At 68.7% G+C, this 22554-nt stretch carries 21 protein-coding genes; all 21 read left to right on the top strand.

What is annotated here, in order from left to right:
* The first annotated feature begins 20 nt into the window (after positions 1 to 20).
* The 21 genes from ACFWYW_RS24180 to ACFWYW_RS24080 all read left to right on the top strand — a co-directional run bounded on the left by ACFWYW_RS24180 (position 21) and on the right by ACFWYW_RS24080 (position 22500).
* On the top strand, positions 21 to 2966 hold the full coding sequence (locus ACFWYW_RS24180) for an NlpC/P60 family protein (protein ID WP_379620867.1): 2946 nt from the start codon (positions 21 to 23) through the stop codon (positions 2964 to 2966).
* Positions 2966 to 3718, top strand: a complete 753-nt coding sequence (locus ACFWYW_RS24175) for a hypothetical protein (RefSeq protein WP_379620865.1) — start codon at positions 2966 to 2968, stop codon at positions 3716 to 3718. The genes ACFWYW_RS24180 and ACFWYW_RS24175 overlap by 1 nt, the downstream gene beginning before the upstream one ends.
* A complete protein-coding gene (locus ACFWYW_RS24170; RefSeq protein WP_379620863.1) occupies positions 3715 to 3978 on the top strand; it encodes a LysM peptidoglycan-binding domain-containing protein in 264 nt (87 codons plus the stop codon). Before ACFWYW_RS24175 ends, ACFWYW_RS24170 begins: the two co-directional genes overlap by 4 nt.
* Positions 3971 to 5116, top strand: a complete 1146-nt coding sequence (locus ACFWYW_RS24165; protein WP_379620861.1) for a hypothetical protein — start codon at positions 3971 to 3973, stop codon at positions 5114 to 5116. Before ACFWYW_RS24170 ends, ACFWYW_RS24165 begins: the two co-directional genes overlap by 8 nt.
* Positions 5113 to 5796: a phage baseplate assembly protein V gene (locus tag ACFWYW_RS24160; protein WP_379641069.1), complete on the top strand. Its 684-nt coding sequence runs from the start codon at positions 5113 to 5115 to the stop codon at positions 5794 to 5796. The genes ACFWYW_RS24165 and ACFWYW_RS24160 overlap by 4 nt, the downstream gene beginning before the upstream one ends.
* Positions 5797 to 5826: 30 nt before the next feature.
* Positions 5827 to 6252, top strand: a complete 426-nt coding sequence (locus ACFWYW_RS24155) for a GPW/gp25 family protein (protein WP_379620856.1) — start codon at positions 5827 to 5829, stop codon at positions 6250 to 6252.
* Positions 6245 to 7726 (top strand): baseplate J/gp47 family protein, encoded by a 1482-nt coding sequence (locus ACFWYW_RS24150; RefSeq protein WP_379620854.1) that lies wholly within the window; start codon positions 6245 to 6247, stop codon positions 7724 to 7726. Before ACFWYW_RS24155 ends, ACFWYW_RS24150 begins: the two co-directional genes overlap by 8 nt.
* 7 nt (positions 7727 to 7733) lie before the next feature.
* Complete coding sequence (locus tag ACFWYW_RS24145; protein ID WP_379620852.1) at positions 7734 to 8420, top strand: hypothetical protein; 687 nt, start codon at positions 7734 to 7736, stop codon at positions 8418 to 8420.
* Between the two features lie 20 nt (positions 8421 to 8440).
* The gene (locus ACFWYW_RS24140) at positions 8441 to 8803 is read left to right on the top strand and encodes a hypothetical protein (RefSeq protein ID WP_379620850.1); all 363 of its coding nucleotides are present in this window, start codon (positions 8441 to 8443) and stop codon (positions 8801 to 8803) included.
* Complete coding sequence (locus ACFWYW_RS24135) at positions 8800 to 9855, top strand: hypothetical protein (RefSeq protein ID WP_157247815.1); 1056 nt, start codon at positions 8800 to 8802, stop codon at positions 9853 to 9855. The genes ACFWYW_RS24140 and ACFWYW_RS24135 overlap by 4 nt, the downstream gene beginning before the upstream one ends.
* A gap of 3 nt (positions 9856 to 9858) precedes the next feature.
* Positions 9859 to 11253, top strand: a complete 1395-nt coding sequence (locus ACFWYW_RS24130) for a hypothetical protein (RefSeq protein ID WP_379620848.1) — start codon at positions 9859 to 9861, stop codon at positions 11251 to 11253.
* Positions 11254 to 11277: 24 nt separating this feature from the next.
* Positions 11278 to 13731: a hypothetical protein gene (locus tag ACFWYW_RS24125; RefSeq protein WP_379620846.1), complete on the top strand. Its 2454-nt coding sequence runs from the start codon at positions 11278 to 11280 to the stop codon at positions 13729 to 13731.
* Between the two features lies 1 nt (position 13732).
* Positions 13733 to 16093, top strand: coding sequence for a hypothetical protein (locus ACFWYW_RS24120; protein ID WP_379620844.1), 2361 nt, complete (start codon positions 13733 to 13735; stop codon positions 16091 to 16093).
* Positions 16094 to 16188: 95 nt separating this feature from the next.
* On the top strand, positions 16189 to 16515 hold the full coding sequence (locus tag ACFWYW_RS24115; protein ID WP_379620842.1) for a hypothetical protein: 327 nt from the start codon (positions 16189 to 16191) through the stop codon (positions 16513 to 16515).
* Positions 16512 to 16814 carry a hypothetical protein gene (locus tag ACFWYW_RS24110; RefSeq protein WP_379620840.1) on the top strand — a complete coding sequence of 101 codons (303 nt, stop codon included), beginning with the start codon at positions 16512 to 16514 and terminating at the stop codon, positions 16812 to 16814. Before ACFWYW_RS24115 ends, ACFWYW_RS24110 begins: the two co-directional genes overlap by 4 nt.
* Before the next feature lie 97 nt (positions 16815 to 16911).
* The gene (locus tag ACFWYW_RS24105) at positions 16912 to 17982 is read left to right on the top strand and encodes a hypothetical protein (protein ID WP_379620838.1); all 1071 of its coding nucleotides are present in this window, start codon (positions 16912 to 16914) and stop codon (positions 17980 to 17982) included.
* 237 nt (positions 17983 to 18219) lie between these two features.
* Positions 18220 to 19146, top strand: a complete 927-nt coding sequence (locus ACFWYW_RS24100) for a helix-turn-helix domain-containing protein (RefSeq protein WP_379620836.1) — start codon at positions 18220 to 18222, stop codon at positions 19144 to 19146.
* A complete protein-coding gene (locus tag ACFWYW_RS24095) occupies positions 19143 to 19835 on the top strand; it encodes an ATP-binding protein (RefSeq protein ID WP_379641068.1) in 693 nt (230 codons plus the stop codon). The genes ACFWYW_RS24100 and ACFWYW_RS24095 overlap by 4 nt, the downstream gene beginning before the upstream one ends.
* Positions 19822 to 20265: a hypothetical protein gene (locus tag ACFWYW_RS24090; RefSeq protein WP_379620832.1), complete on the top strand. Its 444-nt coding sequence runs from the start codon at positions 19822 to 19824 to the stop codon at positions 20263 to 20265. The genes ACFWYW_RS24095 and ACFWYW_RS24090 overlap by 14 nt, the downstream gene beginning before the upstream one ends.
* A complete protein-coding gene (locus tag ACFWYW_RS24085; RefSeq protein ID WP_379620830.1) occupies positions 20265 to 21518 on the top strand; it encodes a DnaB-like helicase C-terminal domain-containing protein in 1254 nt (417 codons plus the stop codon). The genes ACFWYW_RS24090 and ACFWYW_RS24085 overlap by 1 nt, the downstream gene beginning before the upstream one ends.
* Positions 21505 to 22500, top strand: coding sequence for a toprim domain-containing protein (locus ACFWYW_RS24080; protein ID WP_379620828.1), 996 nt, complete (start codon positions 21505 to 21507; stop codon positions 22498 to 22500). The genes ACFWYW_RS24085 and ACFWYW_RS24080 overlap by 14 nt, the downstream gene beginning before the upstream one ends.
* The last annotated feature ends 54 nt before the right edge of the window (positions 22501 to 22554 follow it).

The raw sequence follows: 22554 nt of genomic DNA, 5'->3' as shown, positions 1-22554 counted from the left end.
CGCATCGAGAGGAGACAGATGTGGCAAGCACAGCGGAACCCAGCAGCGCCAAGGCCACGTCCCCGAATGCGGTAGCGCTGCTCGGGGTGGCAGGCATCCAGCGCACCGTCGACCGGTTCGACCGGGGCGTGGACAAGCTGGTCACCTCCCACACCAAATACGCCACCGTCCTGGACGGCCTGGCCAAGGCGATCAAGGCGCTGCACGGCAGCGTCAGCAAGCCCGGCGGCCACCAGACCGGCCCGCTCCAGGCCCGCGCCAGCGGATCCGGGCTGGGCGGCAACCCCACCTTCTCCGGCCAGCGCGCCACCCCGGCCGCCGCCCACCTCGCCGCGCAGCTCGGCCAGCAGGCCAGCCAGCAGGGCGGCGCAGGCTCCCACAACGGCGGCCAGCCGCCCATGGCCCCGCCCGTCTACCGCCCGCCTTGGGGGCAGGGCTTCACCCGCGCCGAGAACGCCTGGAACATCGGCCGGGGCATCCAGAGCGCGGTCACGGCCTATGCCAAGGGTGAGCAGGCCACCCACATGACGCTGGAGCAGTACGCCCGCTACGCCCAGCGGCAGATGCCGCTGGGCACCGGCTACAGCGCGGCCAACGAGGCGACCATGCGCGCCATGCTCGGCTCGTACGGCGGCACGCCCACCATGGCCTTCCAGAACCAGGCCGACGCCCAGGCTTCTTGGTCGCTGCGCTACCGGCTGACCGGAGAGATCAACGACTCCGGCGCCCGGTCCCAGGCCATCAAGCGGGCCACCGAGGGCTCCACCTTCCTCTCCCCGACCATGTCGGGGCTGGATGCCACCCAGCTTGTCGCTAGCCAGATCAACCCGACCATGCAGATGGAACGCATGCTCGGCGGATTCGGCTCCAACCTGGACGCCAAGGGCGTCTACAAGGGCAACGCCGCCAACGCCGATTCGCTGCTGCGCGGCTTCTACGGCAACCGCAACGTCTCGGCCGAGCAACTGTCGCGCCGCTTCACCCTCGGCGGGATCGGCTGGGACCAGCTCGTCTATTACTCCGGCAGCGAGCAGGCCGCCGAGCAGAACCTGGAGTACATGAAGCTCGTCGCCCGGGCCCGTGAGCAGGGCATTGGCACCGACGAACTGGACGACAAGCTGCGCAGGGCGAACGTGCAGGGCGACGGCGAGGACGCCGAAGCCGCCCGCGCCTGGCTGAAGGACAAGTTCAACCTCGACCGCGAACAAGACACCCTGCTCCAGGCCAAGTCCGCCGAGTCCGATGACATGGCGCGCGAAGGCGAGCAGAACGAATCGTTCACCGCCGCCCTGTCCAACACCACTGACCTGCTGGAGGAGTTCGGCGAGGTCCTCAACGACATCCTGGAACTGCCGGTCGTCAAGGAGCTCACCTCCTGGTGGGCCGGAACCTCCGCGGCCTTCCCCGGCGGGCCCGACCCCTACACCCAAGGCATGGCCGACCGGCAGGCGGGGCCGACGCCCAGCCCCGACGGCATCACCCCCGCCCCCAGGGCCACCACCGGCAAGGGCAAGGACACCGGGAAGAACAAGGACGCCACCGGCACGGAGCCGCTGGACGGTACCACCAACGCCTCCCTCATCGACAGCGTCATCGCCCGCGCCAAGTCCTGGCTCAACGTCGACTACGCCTACGGCGCCGGCAGCAAGTCCGGTCCCGGCCCCGGCACCAACCGGTTCGGCAAGAGCTTCAACCGCGCCTTCGACTGCTCCAGCTTCATCCAGGCCAGCTTCTGGCAGGGCGCCGGAATCGACCCCGGCCGCACCACCGGGGTCCAGGAGCAGGCAGGCAAGCACGTCCCGTGGGATGAGATCCAGCCCGGCGACATCGTCGTGCGCGACACCGGCGGCTCCGGCCACGTCGGGCTCTACCTGGGCGAAGGCCAGATGATCCACGCCCCGACCTCGGGCAAGAAGGTCTCCATCGTCCCGCTCAACAAGGACAACTTCGAGCAGGCCCGGCGCATCATCGGCGAGGTCGACGGGACCGGCGAACCGTCCTGGAGCGAGGACGGTGACACCGACACCACCCAGGACGGCACCGGCTCGCAGCCGACCATCGCCGCCAGCCCCGCGTTCGGCCTGTTCGACCAGGAGATCGACATGCTGCGCATGTTCGCCGCCATGGGCGCAAGCGGCGGGTTCACCGGCAGCAGCGACGCAAGCGACCAGGTCGACCCCGAGGTCAAGGGCTGGACACCGAGCGAAGACGTCGACCCGACCGGCGCGGGCAGCAGTGACGACCCCGACAACGAGACCAAGACCGACCGCACGACCAAGAGCAAGGGCATCGACCCGAACAAGGTCGCCATCCCCGCCGTCACCCCTGGCAGCGACCTGGCCCGCCAGAACATCGCCAAGGCCCAGCCCCTGGCCGCCGGCTACGGCTGGGCCGATGGCCGTGACTGGAACGCCCTGCTCGCCCTGTGGCAGAAGGAATCGAGCTGGAACCACAGGGCCGAGAACAAGGGATCGGGAGCCTACGGCATCCCCCAGTCGCTGCCCGGCGACAAGATGGCCGCCGAGGGCGCCGACTGGCGTGACAACCCCGACACCCAGATCAAGTGGGGCCTGAAGTACATCAAGGGCCGCTACGGCGACCCCGAAGGTGCCTGGGCCCACTCGGTGGCGGTCAACTGGTACGCCAAGGGCGCCTGGGAGCTGCCCCACGACCAGGTCGCGACGGTCCACAAGGGCGAAATGATCATCCCGGCGGGGCAAGCCCGCACCATCCGCGACGCCCTGGTCGAGGAGAACCTCAAGGCCGGGGCCAGCCTGGCGGGCGACGCACCCGCGGGCCTCGGAGGCGAGGGCGGAGAGGTCCACATCACCTTCGACCCCGGCTCGATCCAGCTCACCATCACCGGCAGCCAGGGCGGCGAGCAGGCAGGCCGCGAGGCTGTGCGCGGCATGCTCGCCGAACTGGAGCAGACCCGCCAGTACCGCAAGATCGCAAAGGGACTGTGATGACATCCAACCGGCCGTTCGACCCCCGCATCTACGGCAGCGGCGACGGATCCCGCGCCAGCCGCTACGGCCCGGAAAAGGGCTTCATCCGCTCCTCCGACTGGGCCAGCCTCGGCTCAGCCGAGGGCCCCGCGGTCACCAACACCCTCAACTTCCTCTACAACCCGACCGGGTTTTCCACCACCTACTCCATCAACCCGGTCAACTCCTCCTGGGACAAGGTCCTGTTCCAAGACCCCGGCAACGACGACGGCTACCAGATCAAGGGAAAGCTCGGCCAGACCCTCGCCTTCTCCCTGCTGTTCGACCGCACCTACGAGGTGTGGAAGGGCGATGAGGAAGGAACCTGGAACGACGTGCGGGCCGCCCTGGCGGTCGCCGGAGCCGTCGAGACCAGCAAAGCCGACATCGCCACCCCCGGCGAGATCGGCATCATGAAGATCCGCCGCGCCGACGTCTACTTCGGCCACAACGGCGGCATGGTCTACACCGGAGCCATCACCAGCCTGTCGGTCGGCTACACCCTCTTCTCCGACAAGATGATCCCCTTCCGCACCGCCATGTCGATCTCAATGATGCTCATGCCGCTGGTCGACCCGATGAGCGCCGGCAGCCCCGAGAGCAGCCGCAGCTCCGGCCCCAACCCCAACCTCGTCCCGTCCGACCCCGACTCCACCGTCCTGGCCCCGGGCCAATGGGGCAGCAACAACCCCGGCGGCCTGTTCGACGGCGGCGGAAAGGTGACCATGTGACCTCCCGCTACGCCGACCAGCCGACCGAGACCCGCTCCTGGCGAGGCACGCTGGTGCGCAGCCAGAGCCTGCGCCCGAACAAGAGCTGGTCGTTCAACTTCACCCTGCACCAGATCAAGGACGGCGACCGGATCGACCTCATCGCCTACCGCTACTACAACGACGCCAGCCTGTGGTGGATGGTCGCCGACGCCAACCCCGAGATCCTGGCCTGGCACGACCTGTCGCCCGGCTTCGTGATCAGGATCCCGAATGTCTAACCGGCTCTTCTACGAAGTCAAGATCAACGACCGGGTCGTCAAGCCCGCTCCGCTCGACCTCAAGCTCACCCAGCGCATCGGCGACAACACCCTCCTCTTCGCCCGCCTGGCCTACCCCGTGCCCCACCCGTCCAAGATCCAGCTCCCGGTGCACGGCTCACGGGTCGAGGTCACCTGGGGGTTCAAGCCGACCGAGCTCAACGCCTGGTTCGGCTACGTCCACCACAACGACGTCGAGGACGAACCCAACCCCGGACCCGACCAGGCCATCGTGACCGTCCGCCACTGCTTCGTCGGCACCGGCTGGGTCCTGGGCCAGCAGCGCTACAAGGAATGGCGCCGGACCACCGACTCCGGCATCGCCCTCAAGATCGCCCAGGACAACGGGCTGTCGGCGGTCGTCCACCGCACCACCAAGGTCCACGACTACCTGCTCCAGCAGGGCGTCTCCGACATGAACTGGCTGCGCGAGCGGGCCGCCGAAGCCGGGCGCAGGCTGCACGTCGAAAACGGCGTCCTCTACTTCATCGACCCCTCCAGCCTGGCCATGGCCCGCGCGCTGCGTCCCTTTCCGGCCGCCATGGACAAGGCCCACGGCCAGCCCGACCGCATCGCCTCCTTCAAGGCCCTGGACGGCTCGCTCATCCCCAAGGCCGGGCAGCAAGCCCTGCGCGGCGTACACGGCGTCGACCACCGCACCGGCCGCGAGATCCACACCAAGTCGCCGGCCTCCCTGCCCGGCCCCGACCTCGAACACCGCCACACCATGATCGAATCCATGGAGGACCTGCTGATCTCCGCCCGCTCCGTCGCCGTCAAGAACGAGCAGTGGCTGCTGGCCGAGGTCGACCTGATGGGCAATCCCGCGCTGCTGCCCGGCAACCAACTCCAGCTCTCCGGCAAGGCCATCGCACGGCGCCTGCACGGCCCGTGGCTGATCACCGCAGCCGAGCAGCACCTGTCGATGCTGGAGCACAACGGGCTGGGCCGCAAAGACTTCTCGGCCACCATCGAGGTCGCTCGCAACACCCCGGCAGCCTTCGCCCCCCGCGACCGGCGCATGCCCCGGGTGGATGACCGCTGCGTGGGCGGGGGCAACAAGTGGCGCTCGGCCGCCATGGCGCAGGTGGTGCTGTGAGGGAAAACGCCGTGAGCGCCTGGGGCATCGTGGTGTCCACCGCCGACCCGCTCAAGAAGGGCCGCATCACCGCCAAGGTCCCCGACCTGCTCGGCGACAAGATCTCCACCTGGGCGCCACCCGCCACCATCGTGGACAAGGCCCTCAAGCCGGGCGACAAGGTGTGGATCCACTTCGACGCCGGAGACCTGCGCAACCCGCTCTACACCGTCCCCTACGACCCGGGCCACGGCCGCATCCGCACCAGCGGCTCGGCCCTGTCCGTCGACGGGCCCGCCGCGGCCGGGATCACCCTGAACTCCGACGTGCACGCCATGAAGTCCGGCGGCGGCTACGTCATCGTCTACGCCAAGGACTTCATCAAGAGCTCGGCACGCGAACTTAAGACCCAGATCGCGCCCCTGGATTTCGACCCGGTCCAGGCGGTGAATAACGCGCCCGCACGCCTCTACCGCTACCGGGCAGACGGCCCAGGCCGCGCCGACCAGCTCGGCCCCATGCGTGAAGAACTGCCCGCCATCGCGCGGGTCGGCGACACGGCAGTCTCGCAATCGGCGCTGGTCGGCGTGCTGTGGGAGGCGGTCCGCCAGCTCGCCCACCGCGTGAATGAATTGGAGGACAAACTCGTGAATGCAAATGAGAAGACCGATCTGAATACACTTGAAAAAGATTCGGATTAGACGGACATAAATGATTGGGAGGTGGCTTTAATGGCGCTCACGCTGCCTTCCGCGATAGACCTGCCCTTCCGGGTCGAGAACGGCGCCATCGCCTCCAACCGCGACGTCGACCGGCAGATCCGCCAGAGGATCATCGGCATCATCGGCACCAACCCCGGAGAGCGGGTCATGCAGCCCACCCTCGGTGTCGGAGTCGCCCGCATGCTGTTCGAGACCGACATCAAGGTGGTCACCGCCCTGCTGACCACCGACATCAAGCGCCAGGCCGCCGCCTACGAGCCGGGCGCCGTCATCACCCGCGTCATCGTCACCGACCACGAGGAGCCCGGCAAGGGCATGCTCGACGTCGCCTACCGCCGCACCGACGCCTCCGACTCCGACCCGGCCGCCGCCCGCCACGTCCACACCGCGACCATCGGCCGCGACGGCACCGTCAAGGAGCACCTGCGTGGCTGAGCAGAACGTCTCCCTCGACTACACCGCCCGCGACTTCGACGCCATCGTCGCCGAGCTCCTGCGCCAGGCCGAACAGGTCATGCCCGAGTGGACCTCGCGCGGCGAAGGCGACCCCGGCATGATGCTCGTGCGGCTGAAGGCGTACGCGGCCGAACTGAACAACTACTACATCGACCGCGCGGTGGGGGAGTCGGTGCTGGCCACCGCCACCACCCGGGCCGCCGTCCTGGCCCTGGCCGAGCAGGTCGGCTACATCACCCACGGCACCATCCCGGCCACCGGCAGCATCACCTTCGCCACCGATCCGGGCGGGCCCGCCGTGACCGTGCCCAAGGGCACCCAACTGCTGTCGGACTACGTGGCCGTGGTCGATCAGCCGGTCACCTTCGAGACCGACGCCGATCTCCTGGTGCCCGCAGCCGGCGGCACGGCCGTGGCCGCCATCACCCAGGGCGTCACCATGGCCCCCTTCGAGGCCGGATCCGGCACCGGCAGCTCCGGCCAATCCCTGGTCATCGCCACCCCCGGCGTCATCGAAGGCTCGGTCCGGATCTGGGTGGAGGCCCCGCACGCCAACATCGAATGGATCCGCAAGTCTCGGCTGATCCAGGCCGCGCCCACCGAGCGCGTCTTCACCACGCGCTTGCGGGCCGACGGCGCCACCATCGTCATGTTCGGCAACGGCGCCAACGGCGCCATCCCCGAGCTCGGCGCGACCATCTACGCCTCCTACCGGGTCGGGGTCGGCAAGGCCGGGAACCTGCCCGCCAGCAAGATCCTCCACCTGGCCACCTCCGGCCTGATCGGTGTCCAGATCGCCACCGACGCCTCCGGCAAGCCGATCAGCACCGCCACCACCGGCGGAGCCGACCCCGAAGGCAACGACGAGATCCGCCGCAACGCCCCCCAGGCGTTCGCCGCCCAATACCGGTGCGTCACCAAGGACGACTTCTCCCGCGCCGCGCTCGAGGTGCCCGGCGTTTCGGCCGCCAACGCGGTCGCCGCCCGGCCCCAGTCGGTGTCCGTGTTCGTCACCGGCCCCGATCGCACCACCCCCAACGCCCAGCTCCTGGACACCGCCACCGCGCACCTGAACGCCCGCGCCCTGGCCGGAACCGTCGTCTCCGTCCAAGGCCCCACCTTCGTGCCGGTCAACTTCGGCACCGACGCCCTGCCCGTCAAGGTGTGGGTCGCCCCCGGCTGGCGCGACATCCACGTCAAGGCAGCCGTCCAGGCCGCGCTCGCGGGCCTGTTCAAGGACGACGCCGTCACCTTCGGCGTCCGGGTCACCTTGTCCCAGGTCTACTCCGCGGTCGCCACCTTGCCCGGCGTGCTCAACGTCAACATCCCGGTCATGGCCCGCGCCGACACCGCCCAGTCCGGGGCCGACGACGCCGTCATGGCCCCGTTCGAGATGCCTGTCCTGGGCACCGTCAAAATCGTCACCTCCGGTGGCGTCATCACCCCCGTCTAGGAACGGCATGGCAGCTACCTACCCGGGCGGGATCCGCACCTGGACCACCAAACTGGGCTGGCGCAACATCGTGTGGGCCAGCCACGTCAACGAGCTCCAGGACGAGGAAGACGCCACCCAGCGCATCCTCGGGCTCAACCCGCACCAGGCCCGCAACAACCCCGGCGGGCTCAGCCGCGACTACGGCACGCTGGCCCGCCGCCTGACCGCCCACGCACGAGGCGAAGACCTGCCCTTCTACCGCGGCATGGCCAAGTCGATGAAGACCACCCCCAACACCTGGAACACCGTCGCCTTCGAGCACCGCTCCGACCCCTTCGAGCTGGCCGACAGCGGACCGGCGATCAAGCTCAGCACCCACGGGCTGTGGGTGCTGGCCGCCCGCGCCGAATGGCGGGCCACCGGCTACAGCCTGCAAAAACGAGCCAAGCGGCGCCTGCGCATCCTGCTGGATGACAAGGACGTCGGCCTGTCGGACTTCACCGCCGAGGATGCCCGCAACAGCTTCGCCCTGCACAACCAAGTCACCTGGCAGGAAGTCCTGCCCCGAGGAACCCGCGTCTCGGTCCAGGTCCGCACCAACCTGGACGCCCCGCCCCACGACCTGCTGGCCAACATCGTGCTGCGCGCCTACCTGGTGCGCTGCGTCGACCGCGTGGTCAACGACGGCGCGCTGCTGCGCCCGGCAGCCTGACGCGGCAAGGAGCACCTGAATTGGCCGCGAGCTACCCCTCCGCCTTCCGCGCCTGGTCGACCAAGTTCGACTACACCACGATCGTGTTCGCCGAACACGTCAACACCCTCCAAGACGAGCTGCTGGCCGTCCAGCGCACCCTGGGCACCACGCCCCAGATCGCCGCCAGCGACCCCGGCAGCACCCCCTACGAACTGCTGCCCATCGTCGAATGGATCGGCCGCGCCCCCGAGACCGACATCCCGCGCATCATCGACGTCCTCACCGACCGCGCGCCCGTCCGCCACAACTACGACCCGGCCAAAATCCGCGATTGCCTGCTCGACATCTGGCCCGACTGGGGCGCCCGCTACCCGTCCCTGCCCTGGGGCGGTAGGGCATGAGCGACCTCCTCCTCACCCCCCTGCCGTACGGGCAAGACGATCTGTTGGCCGTCGACCCCCACCGCATCGCCTCCTGGATCGGCAACAGCGACACCACCGCCCTGACCCTCCTGGGCCGCTACCTGCGCGACAAGCCCAACTGCACGCGCACCGAGATCAACGAAGCCGTCCGCCAGGCCGACCGGTGGACCTCGATCCCGCCCATCAAGACCGTGCCGCACCGGCCCAGCACCAAGCCGCCGTACGTCGCGCCGCGCGACCACGCCACCATCGAGCGGCGCATGACCTTCCAAGCCCGCGGCGGCCACCTGCCCTACGCTCGTGCGGGCATCTACGACATGCAGGTCCCGGCCAACAAGTGGGCCCGCACCACCCTGCGCGCCTTCGACGACCCCTTCAAACTCGCCTCCGGCGACGGGCTGGTCATCAACCAGGACGGCTTGTGGACCCTCACCGTCAAGGTCGACTGGTCCCTCGGGCACGCCGAGGTCGTCTCCAGCGCCGCCCAGGCCACCCGCGTCATGGTCAACGGCTCCGACGTCGGCCTGCGCGACTACCTCGACGACGACGCCTACAGCATCAAGGCCCCCATCAACACCCTGACCTGGACCGACACCTTCCGCGCCGGAACCACCCTGAACGTCGACATCCGCAGCGAAGGACTCGGCACCGGCTACACCGCCGTGGCCAACGTCTACGTCCGGCTCCACCTGGTCCGCGTGGCCGAAGACGGCTTCGACATGGAAGGCTTCCCGCTGCCGCCCGACCCCGAGCCGATCCCCGAAACGCCGCTGGGCGGCTACTGCGGGCCGAACGACCATCAGCCGACCTACCCGCGCCAGCCCAACACCTGCAACGACCGGGACTACGCCTTCACCTTCACCATCTCCGACGGCGGCCAGGTGGGCTCCTACCGGTGCGTCAACGGCCAGCTCACCACCGTCTGGTCCGCCTACGGATGGGACGGCGGCCAATATTACGGCGGCGGGGTCGTGGGCGGAGACGGCTCCTCCTACGGACCGGGACGCCCTTCCTACTCGGGCGGGTGGTGAGCCGTGGCCCGCTACCCCGAGGCGTTCCGCTCCTTCACCACCAAGCGCGACCTGTCGCAGACCATCTTCGAGTCGCACGTCAACGACATCCAAGACGAGCTGCGCGCCACCCAGACCGTCATCGGCGTCAACCCCCACATCGCCAACCTCAACCCCGGCGCCCGGCCCGACAACTACGGCACCGTCGCCGCCCGCGCCACCGCCTACGCCCGCGGCGAGCACCTGCCCTATTTCCAGGGCTCGACCAAGAACTTCCAGCTCCGCGGTGGCAACCTCGTCAAGCCCAAGGACCCGATCCGCAAGCCGATGGACAACGACCGGTGGATCCACGAGACACTCGCCGGCCGCGGCGTGCTGGTGCGCGGCGACAACGCCCGCCAGGTGCACGCCTCCTACTACGACGCCCAGACCGGCGACAAGCTCCTCGTCCCGCTGCACCCCACGGGCGGCTGGGTCAAAGCCCCAGTCTACGGGCCCGACAACCAGCGCATCAAGATCCGCACCCCCAACTCGCCCGACTGGGCCAACCCGCCCGGCGGCCACACCACCGTCTCCGAGGCCACCTTCGACAGCTACGCCAACGGCAGCCAGTGGTGGACGATCGTGATGGACACCTACTACCACGGCAACACCTACCTGGGCCGCTCCGGCACCTTCGCCGGGCGCATCCTTCTCGAACCCGGCGTGCCCGAGGTCGAACCGGGCCTGCCCATCGAAGACGACCCGGGCACCATCGGCGACGGCGGATGGCAGCGCCTGCCCATCAAGGGCGACGACGACACCTTCGGCATCGGCTGGCACGACGGGGCCGTACTGAACGAGACCGGCCTGTGGATGATGTCGCTGATGGTCGTCCACCAGCCCACCACGGAAACCACGACCGTCCGCGCCCGGCGCCGCGCCCGACTGGAGATCAACGGCCGCGACCACACCCTCCAGCACATGGTGCGCGAGAGTGCCGACAACGGCGACGCCCTGGTCAACGTCATCCACTGGACCGAAGTGCTGTCCAAGGGCACCCAGATCAGCGCCTCGGCCCGAATCGACGGCACCGACCTGAAGGGCACCTACCCGGCCACCGCCTACCTGCGCCTGCACCTGGTACGCGTCACCGAGGGCGACGACGACGGCTTCCTGGACGACCACCCCAGCACGATCTACACCCCGCCACCCCCGCCGCCCCCACCACCACCGCCCCCGTCAACCGCGCCGCCCAACCCAACCGTGCCTGGCGACCACTACTACAACCCGTACCCGACCGGCCCGGTCTACGAGAACGACCTGTGCTGGATGTACCCCGAGCGCTTCCCGAACTGCCCCACCCACGGCAACCGGCCCACCCCGCCCAAGCACACCGGCCCCACGCCGAAACCCGGCGGCAAGAAGAAAAAGAAGTAGCACCCCGACCAGGAAGACCCCCGCATGGCTGTCTATCGCGTTGATCAATACGCGCGAACCTTCTACGGCCCCAACCCCGAAGTCCCCTACTTCCCCGAGCGCAGCTTCACCTCCTACTCAGTCGGGTACGAAGGGGTCTTCCTGACGTGGGACCAGCCCTCCGGCGCCTACGCCGGGTTCCGCCTGGTGGCCAGCCTCGACGGCTACCCCACCACCGAGACCGGCGGCACGGTACTCATCGACAGCCCCGCCGCGCCCGCCTCCCACCTGGACAAGGACGCCCCCAACGGCCGGTTCTGCTACTACGCCATCTTCCTCAAGATCAACAACGTGTGGGTCCGCTCGGCCCTCACCTCCACCCTGCACATCGCCGACTACGGCTCGGTCCAGTGGATGTGGGAGCGCATCCCGCACCACTACCGGCTGCTGCGTGGCAACCACCTGACCGTGGACGCCGACTCCAACCAGACGCTCCTGCACTTCATCAAGATCCTCGGCTACGGCCTGGACCGGGTCCGGACCTCGATGGAAGCAGCCCTGGAGTCCAGCGAACTGCGCACCACGCACATCACCACCGCCGCAGCCATCGCCGCCTCCATCGGCGCCTACGTCCCCGAGGGGCTGGCACCCGCCCAGATGCGGGCCCTGACCATCGACGCCGCCTACCTCGCCTCCGAACGCGGCCACCCCGCCACGATGCGGTCCCTGGCCCAAGCCGTGTCCGGCTGGGACGTCGAGCTGCGCAAGAGCGGCAACCTGATGCCCAGCTACGACCAGGCTGAGCAGATCACTCCGCGCTACCCGGCCTGGGACGCCTCCATCCGCTACAAGGTCGGCGACCTGGTCTCCACCGACTTCCACCTCTACCGATGCCTGGTGGCCGCCTACGGCATCGACCAAGCCCCGCCCGGCAACGGCAGCAACAACACCTGGTGGGCCGTGCACACCGCGATCCTGCCCAACGACGCCACCAACCCCGCCTGGGAAGCCGCACGGGCGACGATGCACGGCTGGTCAGCCGTCAGCTTTACCGGCCAGAGCCAGGACGCCACCAGCAAGGCCCTGCCCAAGCTCGTCATCGGCGTCCCCCACCCGGTCACCGAGGACCGCGACGCCAACACCCTCACGGTCACCAACACCAGCGCCAGCGCGGCCGACATCGCCCTGCACTCCCTGCCGCCCAACCCGGCCGCCACCTACGACCCGCTCCTGCCCATCACCCACGGCATCGCGCTGCCCCGCGTCCCGCGCTGGGAGGCAGCCCGCGCCTACCGCGCCGACGACCTGATCACCCACCGCGGCCAGGTGTATCGCGCGCTGCGGCGCTCCACCGGCAAGCAGCCCCAGGAGTCGCCCAGCGACTGGTCACTCAACAGCACCGACTCCCGCCTGAAGCTGACCGTCTCCGGCTACATCCACACACCCCACCTGGCCTCCCAGGCGGCAGCGCCGTGCTTCCCGTACATCACCTGGTTCGACGAGCAGGGCAAGCAGATCGCCCGAGTCGAAGCCAAGAACAGCCCCGACACGCGCGTGTTGGACACCTTCACCGCCACCAGCGGAACCAACGCCATCTACCTGGCCAGCAACCAGGTGGCGGTCACTGCCGGGGCCTCCTACGCCGTCCAGGGCCGCTTCTTCCAGACCGCGCCCTTCCCCTTCGACGTCGGCGTGGAGTGGTACAACGCTTCCGGCACCTTCCTCAACTCCACCATGAGCTCGGTCACCGTGACCGCCTCCACCTGGCGCAGCTACACCGCGCCGCTCACCGCGCCGGCCACAGCCGCCAAGGCGGTGCTCACCCTCTACATGAACGTCGGCGCGCACCCGGCCCCGCCCACCACCTACGTCGATGAGTTCTACCTGGCCACCGCAGCCGCCCCGAGCACACCTTTGACGGCCGACTCGACCTTCGAGAACGGCTTTGCCGCCTGGTATCTGGAGAACGCCTTCGCCGACATCACCACCGAGCGCGCCTACGCCGGGAGCCGATCACTGAAGCTCAGCGCTCTGGGCGCGGGCAACTACAGCCTCGGCGGCCGGGTCACCGAATACGGCAACAAGACCTGGACCGCCCGATCCAACGGCTTCATCCGCGACAGCTACGCCAACGGCGTCGCACGCCCCCGCGCCGACGTGCGCTGCCTGTCGACCATCGACTACGGCAGCAAGGACGCCACGATCGCCGCCACCTTCGCCACCGCGCCCACCAAGGCATCCGCCCGGCAGGCCCTGGTGCTGCGCTACCTGGACCAGAACAACTACCTGCGTGCCACCCGGACCCAACTCGAGCGAGTCCAAGCAGGCGTGGTCACCGTCCTGGGCACCTACACCCGGCCCGTCACCGACGGCGACCGGCTGTCGGTAACGGTCTCGGGCGACAACTACAGCGCGAAGATCAACGGAACCGCCGTCCTCGCCGCGACCAGCGCCTTCAACAACACCTCGACGATCTTCGGCCTGACCGTGGAGCCCTGACGTGCCCAATTACGCCAACTACATCCCCAACCCCTCCCTGGAACTGGGCTCGACCGGCTGGCAGACCGAAGGTAGCGGGTCGCTATCGCGCGGCGGCAGCAACGCCGTCCACGGCTCCTATGCCCTCAAACTCACCTACACCGGCTACGGCGAGGCCAAGGCCGGTGGCGGGGTCTCCACCCTCGTCGCCATCGAGCCCGGCGCGGGGCCGTTCACCTTGTCGGCCACCCTCAAGGGGCTGACCGAGTCCAACGGCGCCAGCTACAACGCGGGCGTCACCATCACGGTCTACGACCTACTGCCCGGCGAGGCCGCCACCGCCCGCCAGCAGCTCAAGCAGCAGACCTTCGCCTACACCACCAACGGCCGGGTGGCGATCCGCAACTTCACCCCGCGCCCGGCCGCGGACCGGCTCGTGGTCGCCTTCACCACGAACTCCTCCTACTACCGCTCGGCCAGCTACAGCAACGAGTCGCGCACCTTCTGGACCGAATACTCCTTCGGCCAGTACACCACCAGCGAGTTCCCCTACAGCACCAGCTCGCCCAGCGGAACCGGAGTGGACTCCTCCACCTACTCCAGCTACACCAGCGACAGCTCCTGGTCCAACAACGGCACCACCTCGGGCTATCGCAAGGGATCGGGCACCGGCGGCATCAACGGGAGCGGCCAGCAGTATTACTACTACTACAAGTGGAATCAGGCATCCCAGTCGCGCTCGGTCCAGACCAGCCCGGCCGTCTACGGCGGCACCGCCACGTTCTACGTCGATGCCATCCAGTTGGAGCGCGGCACCACCGAAACCACGTACGTCGACGGCAGCACGCCCGGCTACGTCTGGTCAGGCACCCCCGGCAACTCACCCACCCTGGCCATGGTCGCCCTAGCTGGATCGGGCACGGCCTCGGGCAACGGCAGCCTGCCGGACATGATGCGCCTGACCTTCATGGTCGCGCAGGGCAGCAGCAAGAACCAGGGACAACTGACCGCCGACACCCACGGCGTCCTGGGCGGAAGAGGCTTGGGTCGCGGCAACGGTACCGTCCGCATGTGGGGCATCGGCGCCTTCCGCGCGATCGGCACTGGCGGATCCCTCGGCAGCGCCTACCTCTACTCCATCAAGAAGATCTCCGCCTCAGGCACTTCTGGGCCCGGCAGCGGCGCCAACGCCCCCCGCCTGGCCATCGTCAAGGCGTGGCCCACCTTCGGCAGTGGTACCGGCACCGGCACCGGATCGCTCGCGCTGAGCTTCCCCCAGCCGATCGAGATGAACGGCCGCGCCCTCGGCAACGGCACCTTGGCCATGGGCGTCGGCTGGCAGCTCACCGGCGACGGCTACGCTGCCGCGACCGGATCGCTCGACCTGTCCGACGGCACGCCGCAGGCCGCCTTCAGCGATTTCGCGATCTTCGGCGTTACCGAGGAGGACCCGCTCAAACTGGGTGTCGGCGCCACGAACGCCGGGACGGCATCCGGCGCGTTCAACGCGGCGTGGAACCGCGTGTACGCCGAGTTCGTCAGCCCGGCCGACCAGATCAGCGTCAACGGCTCGGTCGCCTGGCGTCGCGCCGCCTACGCCGCAGTCGGCTTCCGCTTCAACGCCGTGCCCGCCAACAACTACCACCAGCTCACCTGCGTGCAGGCCGAAGCCGCCGCCCAGACAGCCCCAGGGCCCCGCAGCTACAGCACGGCCCAGACCCTGCGCCCCCTCGTCGTCGCTGACCGCATCAACTACGCCATCGGCGATGTGTGGCCGTTCTTCGGATCCCAGAACATCACGGTCACCCGCGAGGGAACCTCGCCGTACACCGACGACCCCAAGCCCGTGGCCAAGGTCGTCTACCAGCCCGGCTACACCGGCTTCATGGGCGGTGGCATGATCGCGCCTCCGCCCGGATCTCCGTGTGTCGTCTCCCTGCACATCAAGACCGACAAGCCCGTGATCCTCCGCCTGGCCGTCACCCGCGGCCAGGGCTGGGTCGAGCAGGGCACCTCCGAACACCTCTCCCTGACGCCGGAGATGGGCTGGACACGGATCCAGGCCCCCTTCACCGCCTCCGACCTGGGCCAGTTCTGGCACATCAACTTCCCCTACGACGGCGCGGTCCCCCTGCCGCTGACTCTCACCATCGCCGGCATCCAGGTGGAGGAGGGCAGCCGCGCCACCCCGTACTTCCACATGAAGCTCGGCAGCCGCGACTACTACCTGCGCTACAACGGCACCGACACCAACCTGGGGGCTTTCCACTACCGCGACATCGACCAGCGAACCGCGCGACTCGTCAGCGCGCTGGAGGAGCAGACGCCGATGGGTATCCGTGTTGGCAAACCTGAATTCGGCGTCATCCCGCATCTGGACTAACTCGCGCATTACAAAGGGCCGCCCATTTATCAATACCGTCGTAGAGTGCCGGAATTTCTCCGGCGAATTCATAACTCTCCGGAGGAGTTAGAGAAATGGCTGGTTTCGATACCGCCCTCGTGCTCGGCCTTGTGATCGGGCCGTTCCTATCCCTGCTGGTCGGCCTGGTAACCAAGGCGTCGTGGTCCGGCGCGGTCAAGGGCCTGCTGCTGGCCGCCCTGTCGGCCCTCGACGGCTTCATCGTCGCCTGGGAGCAGGCGGCCGGCGCCGGTGACGTCTTCGACTGGCGCACGGCCCTGCTCGTGGCCGTCGGCGCCTTCATCGCCGCGCAGTCCGTGCACGAGGCGATCTGGAAGCCGACCGGCGCCACCGACGCCGTGCAGTCGGTCCTCGTCCGGGACAAGGTGGATCTGGCGGCGTGATCAGCGTCGTCCTGACCGGTCTGGCGGCGTGGATGGCCTACCAGGTCGTCCGCGCCGTCGTGCCGGTGCCCGCCGCCCTCCAGCCGCTGCTGGTGATCGGCGCCTGCTACGGGCTGCCGTTCGCTCTGCCCCAGCTCACGCACGCCCTGGCCGCCGCGGCGCTGGCGGCCGTCGTCACCCGGGTGTCCAGCCGCCCCGAAACCTCCGCGCAGTCGCTGGCAGAAATGCTGATTGAGCTGCGCAAACGAGCGTCTCGGGGGAGGGGCCGCGCCTCCCGGGTGCCCGACCTGCCGCGCTGAGAATCTTCCCCCGCGAGTTGGTACGTAAGTTGTCGCAAGCCCCCACTTTACGTAAAGCTGAGACTCATCTCCCGCTTTCAAATATGTGAGGATCTGCGTGACCACCACCAAGCCCCTCGTCTTCGCCGTCGCAGGAGCAGGCGAATCCAGCACCGACAACACCTGGGACCTGCTCACCGACTGGCTGGAAGACGACCCCGAGCGCGAGGTCGCGCTCTACCTGCCCGCCGATCTTGCGCTGACCAGCAAGGCCGTCGTGGACGTCGCGGAGTGGGCCGAGGCATCCGAGGTGTCCTACACCGCGCTGGCCGCCCCGAAGCCGGGCCGCCGAGGCAAGCTCGTCCTGGCCTCCTGCGCCCGCTCCGAAGAGACCATGCATGTCGCCGACGACCTCATCCAGACGCTGGCCGATGCCCAGCGGGACGGCAAGGAGGCCGTGCTCGTGCTGGCCTGGGGCGAGTCCGACGAGGCCCCGGACGAGGACACCGGCACGCTGTTCGACCAGGCCGTGGCTGCGGGAATCCCCGTCAAGGACCTCACCGCCGGACTGGACGACCTGGCCTACACCGATGACCCTCCAGTCGAGGACTCGGAGGAGGAGCACCCCGACGACGTCGACGACGACGCCGCGCCCCCGTCCGGCGAGCCTGCCGAACTGGAGCAGATCGAGCAGGAACTGACGCTCCAGGAACCGAGCCCGTCACCCCGCCCCGACCAGGGAGCGGCGCCAGCCGAGGAGGAGGCCGCCCCGGCAGATGAGGCGCAGGCCATCCCACCCGCCCCCGCGCCCCGGCCCGCTGACGTCCCCGACCTGCTCACCACCCTCGCCTTCACGATCGAGCACCTCACCCAACAGGACCACGCCAACGCCGCCCGCCGCATGGAACCGGTCCACCTCGCCCCGCTCACCCGTGCCGTACGCCACCACTTCCAGCGCCTGAACGAGGAACTCAACACCCAGGCGGCCCCGAGCCAGGATCCACAGCCGCCCGCCAAGGCGCGAGGCAAGGCCCGCGACACCGCCGCAGATCAGGTCACCGTCCTCATAGACGAGGACAAGCAGACCATTCGCCTGGCCGGGCGCGGACGCCCCCGCAAGGGCGAGACCAAGCGCGAGATGACCCGCGCCGAATACGAGGCGTTCCTCAGCGACTTCGACCAGGACTAAAACGCGAAGGGCCCCCAGCAATAAGCCGCCACACAGAGGACGGGGCTGGGGGCCCTTAACCACCACGCACTCGCAGACAGGCAAATCATCTGCGAGGAAGGAGCCGGGAAGGGAACCGGACTTCCGTAAACATAAACGCTACCCCACGCGCTCCGTAATTCAGGAATTTCGGCAAGGAAAGTAACTCAATTGGCCATCGAAATCGTTGCTGAGGTGTGGCAGAAAGCACCTGCGGCGGTGAAGGGAACCGAACTCCTCGTCCTGCTCCGGCTGGCCAACTCCGCCGGGGCCGACCACCGCATGACCTGGCTCGGCGTCGAGTCGCTGTGCCGGGAGGTCCGCGCCTCGCGCTCGACCGTCTACGCCGCCCTGGCCAACCTCGCCGACCGGGGGATCCTCCAGGAGGTAGCCGAGGACCACTGGCCGGGCGAGGCCCGCGGCTACCTGTCGGTCGTGCGGCGGATCACCACGCCCGACTTCTGGGAGGAGAACTGCCCCGCCCCGCCCTTCCGAGGAGTCGATGTATCAACTCGTCCGGAATCTGGACCAGTTGATACATCGCAGCCCCAGCCGGTACCAACTCGTCCGGAATCTGGACCCAAGACTAAAAACCCTATTCATCTAGAGACTTCGTCTCTAGATTCATACGCCGCGCCTGCGGCTCGGCGGGCCGCCACGACGCCGAAGATGCGCCACCAGCAGATGGAGCTGGACGACGAGCACGACCCGGCTGTCGCCGCCGGGGTCCGGGAGCCACGACCCCTGCGCCAGCAGCGCGCCCGCCGGGCGCCCGGACCCGACACCGGCCTCGGCCTGGCCGCCCACTTCGCCCGGGCGATGGCAGGCAACCTCAACGGCGGATTTCCGGTCTACATCGACCAGGCCAACCAAACCGCGCTCGCCGGTGCCTTCAACCGGTGGATGCGGCAAGGCGCGGCCCCCGACCAGATCCGGGACATGATCGCCGCCTACGCCACGGTGCCCGGCTACCGCTCGGACTCCGCCGTCCCGTGGACCGACTTCCTCGCCAAGCGGGCCCTGCTGTGGCAGCACATCACCCGCGCCCGAAACGCCCAGGCAGCCCAGCAGTTCCGGCCCGAGGACTGGTCCTCCGGCCTCACCGACGACCAACCGTTCAACCCCGACGAGTGGACGAGCCTGTGACCCCCGCCCTCACCGCCGACGCCGTCGCGCGCCGCGCCAACCTCGCAGGAATCCCGGCCCTGTACCGCGGACTGCGGCTCACCGACTGGAACCCCTACAACAACCACGCACACGCCGCCAGATCGTCCGTAGAAGCCTTTCTCGACACATTTGAGGCAAGAGTGAGCAGTGAGGCTCAAAACGCCTCCAGAAGCCTCCTGGGGCGCGGGCTGGCCCTCATCGGCCCCCCCGGGATGGGCAAGACCACGCTGGCCTGCATCACGGCTACCGAGGCGGCCGTGCGCCACAACGCCGGGATCATGTTCGTCGCCGTCGCCGATTACATGAAGGCCCTGGCCAAGCAGCACGCCATCAAGGCTCAGGCTGACCGGGGCGTGCAGGAGGCCATCGACCTGTGGTGGGCCATCGAACGCATGGTCCACAAGGCTGAGACGACACCGCTGCTGGTCTTCGACGACGTCGGCAAGGAGCACCGCACCGTCAGCAACGCCGCTATCGACGAGGTCGACCGCCTTCTGCGCATGCGCTTCCGCCGGGCCTTGCCCACCATCGCCACCACCAACCTGCGCCTGGCTGCCTGGGGCGAGTCCTACAACCCCTCCATGGCCTCCTTCGCCCACGAGACCTTCGACGAAGTCCTGCTGGGCGGCGCCGACCTGCGCAAGGAGGCCGCCCGTGCAAGGCGGTGACATCAGCAACCAGACCACCCCGCGGCTGCTGATCGAGTTCGAGAACCTGATCGGCCACCCACCTGCCCGAAAGGGGCTGGCCGCCGTCAAGCGCACCCTGGGTCAATGGCACGGCCTGGCCCTCGAGTGGGACCTCGACGACCTGGTCGTCAAGGTCATGTGGGACCTGTCCTGGCGTCTGCACCAGACCCTGGAGGTCATCACCACCCAGGGCCCGGACTTCGCTGCCGCGTTGGAGGAACGGCTGGACGCCGAGCAGGTGCCCGCCTCCCGGGTGTGGGCCTACCAGCCGCGCGTGCTGGCCCGCCGGCTCGCGTCCATGCCGTACGTGGCGGCCGTCTACACCACCAACCCCCACCACGCCCTGCTGTACGGCTCACGCGGGCGCCTGATCACCACCGACAACCTGCTCCAGATGGGACGCTTTTGATGGACATCGAGCGCTCGCTGATCTCGCGCGTGATCGAACTGGGCGATCTCGGGCCCCTCGCTCACGCCGGGATCACCCGCGCCTGGTTCCGTGACCCCGAATCCGCCCAGGTCTGGGACGCCATCACCAGCCACAAGCAGACCTACGGCACCGTCCCCTCCCTGGCAGCGGTCAAGGCCGACCACCCCACCTACAAGCTGATCAAGGCCGACGAAGACCTGCCCTACCTGCTGGACAAGATGCGCGAGCACCGGCACCTGGTCGTACTGGAAACCGGCCTGACCAACGCCGTGCTCAAGCACACCCGGCGCGACGTCACCGGCGCCACGGCCGCCATTGCCACCGTGCTGGCACAGATCATGCGCGAGGGCCCGACCCTGCACGACGTCGACCTGACCACCAACGGCGAGCAGCGCATCCAGCGCTACCGCGAACTGGCCGAACTGGACGGACGCCTACGCGGCATCCCCAGCGGGTTCGGCGCCATCGACCAGGCACTCGGCGGGTTCGAGGGAGGCCAGCTCATCACCTTCGTCGGCCCTCCGAAGGCGGGAAAGTCCACCGCCACCCTGCTCATGGCCAAGGCCGCCAACGACGCCGGATACAGCCCGCTGTTCATCGGCTTCGAGATGTCCAACCTCGAACAAGAGCAGCGACTGGACGCCTTCCGCGCCGGGATCCCGCACTCCAAGCTCCGCAACGGCACCCTGTCCCCGGCCGAGTGGAAGAAGCTGGAGCGCTCAGTCCACTCCATGGAGTCCATGCCGAGCTTCCACCTGTCGGCCGACTCCCAGTCCGTCATGACCCTCACTGGCCTGCGCGCCAAAATCGAGAAGATCCGGCCGCACATCGTCTTCGTCGACGGCGTCTACATGATGCAGGACGAGCAGGGAGAGGCGGCCGGATCCCCGCAGGCGCTGACCAACATCACCCGCGGCCTCAAACGGATGGCCCAGCAGCTCAACCTGCCCATCGTCATCGCTACCCAGGCGCTGGAGAGCAAGATGAACGGCAAGAAGGTGACCAGCTACTCCATCGGCTACAGCTCCAGCTTCGTCCAAGACAGCGACGCCGTCCTGGCAGTCGAACGAACCGACGAGCACAACATCAACGTCATCAGCATCGTGCTGGCCCGCACCGCCTCCCCGATGCGCGTCCACTACGCCTGGGACTGGGAGCGCGCCCTCTTCGAGGAGATCGACGACCCCACGGGCTCGGGCTGGGATGAAGGAGGCTACGGTGTCGCGGCCTAAGATCGCCTCCGGCTTCGACGCCTTCGCCGACGTCGTCCCCGGCGACGTGATCTCCGCCCTGGAGGCGCTCGGCCTGGAGATCATCCGCATCGACGACTCCGGCGAGGCCACCTGCCGCTGCCCGGCCCACCTGGAATACACCGGCCGCGAAGACCGCAACCCGAGCTTCGCGGTCAACGTCGAGAGCGGCTTCATGAACTGCTTCTCGTGCGGGTTCCGGGGCCGCTTCGCCGACCTGGTCGCCTACGTCCTGCGCATCGACCGCACCGACGCCGTCGCCTGGATCCGCGCCCGGGGCACCATCGCCCGAGCCGAGCGGCTCCTGGCCACCAAGCCGCCCCCGCCCGTCGACACCAGCGAGCTGATCACCGAAGCGGCCCTGGCCATCTACACCACCCCGCCCCCGCAGGCCCTACGAAGCCGGGGACTGACCGCGCAGGCGTGCGCCGCCTACGGCGTGCTCTGGTGCCCGCGCGAAGAGCTGTGGATCACGCCCGTGCGCGACGAGCACGGCACCCTGCTGGGCTGGCAGGAGAAGAACCGCCGACTCTTCCGCAACCGGCCCAAGTACCTCAAGAAGTCCACCGCCGTCTTCGGGCTGAACACCGTGAAGCCCGGCCAGCCCGTCGTCCGGGTGGAATCCCCGCTGGATGCGCCACGGCTGCTGGCCGCCGGAGTGCCCGGCGCGGTGGCCACCTACGGCGCGTCGGTGTCGGCTGAGCAGCTCCGGCTGATCCGCCAGGTCACCGACACCCTGATCGACTTCCCCGACCACGACGAGGCGGGCCTGATCTACTCGCGCAAGCTGTGGCAGGCCGCCCGGGGGAGCGGGCTGTCCACACTCTTCGTCGACTACGCCAACCTCGTCGACCGCGAGGACACCACGGGCCTGGACCCGGGCGACCTGACCGACACCGAACTGCGCACCATGGTCGACCTGGCCGCCCCCGGCCTGCTCTCGCGCTGGCTGCGCGCAGGCTAGCAACTCCCGCCCACGAGCCCGTCCCAGCGGAATAGCCGCTGTTGGGACGGGCTC

The sequence above is a fragment of the Nonomuraea sp. NPDC059023 genome (genome assembly GCF_042740095.1).
GTDB lineage: Bacteria > Actinomycetota > Actinomycetes > Streptosporangiales > Streptosporangiaceae > Nonomuraea.
Note: the sequence above shows the minus strand (reverse complement) of the source record. Positions and strands in the feature narration are given on the sequence as shown.

Coding starts and splice junctions, on each gene's coding strand:
- ACFWYW_RS24175 (WP_379620865.1), top strand. CDS start 2,966: ATGACATCCAACCGGCCGTTCGACCCCCGCATCTACGGCAGCGGCGAC.
- ACFWYW_RS24145 (WP_379620852.1), top strand. CDS start 7,734: ATGGCAGCTACCTACCCGGGCGGGATCCGCACCTGGACCACCAAACTG.
- ACFWYW_RS24125 (WP_379620846.1), top strand. CDS start 11,278: ATGGCTGTCTATCGCGTTGATCAATACGCGCGAACCTTCTACGGCCCC.
- ACFWYW_RS24155 (WP_379620856.1), top strand. CDS start 5,827: ATGGCGCTCACGCTGCCTTCCGCGATAGACCTGCCCTTCCGGGTCGAG.
- ACFWYW_RS24135 (WP_157247815.1), top strand. CDS start 8,800: ATGAGCGACCTCCTCCTCACCCCCCTGCCGTACGGGCAAGACGATCTG.
- ACFWYW_RS24085 (WP_379620830.1), top strand. CDS start 20,265: ATGGACATCGAGCGCTCGCTGATCTCGCGCGTGATCGAACTGGGCGAT.
- ACFWYW_RS24165 (WP_379620861.1), top strand. CDS start 3,971: ATGTCTAACCGGCTCTTCTACGAAGTCAAGATCAACGACCGGGTCGTC.
- ACFWYW_RS24115 (WP_379620842.1), top strand. CDS start 16,189: ATGGCTGGTTTCGATACCGCCCTCGTGCTCGGCCTTGTGATCGGGCCG.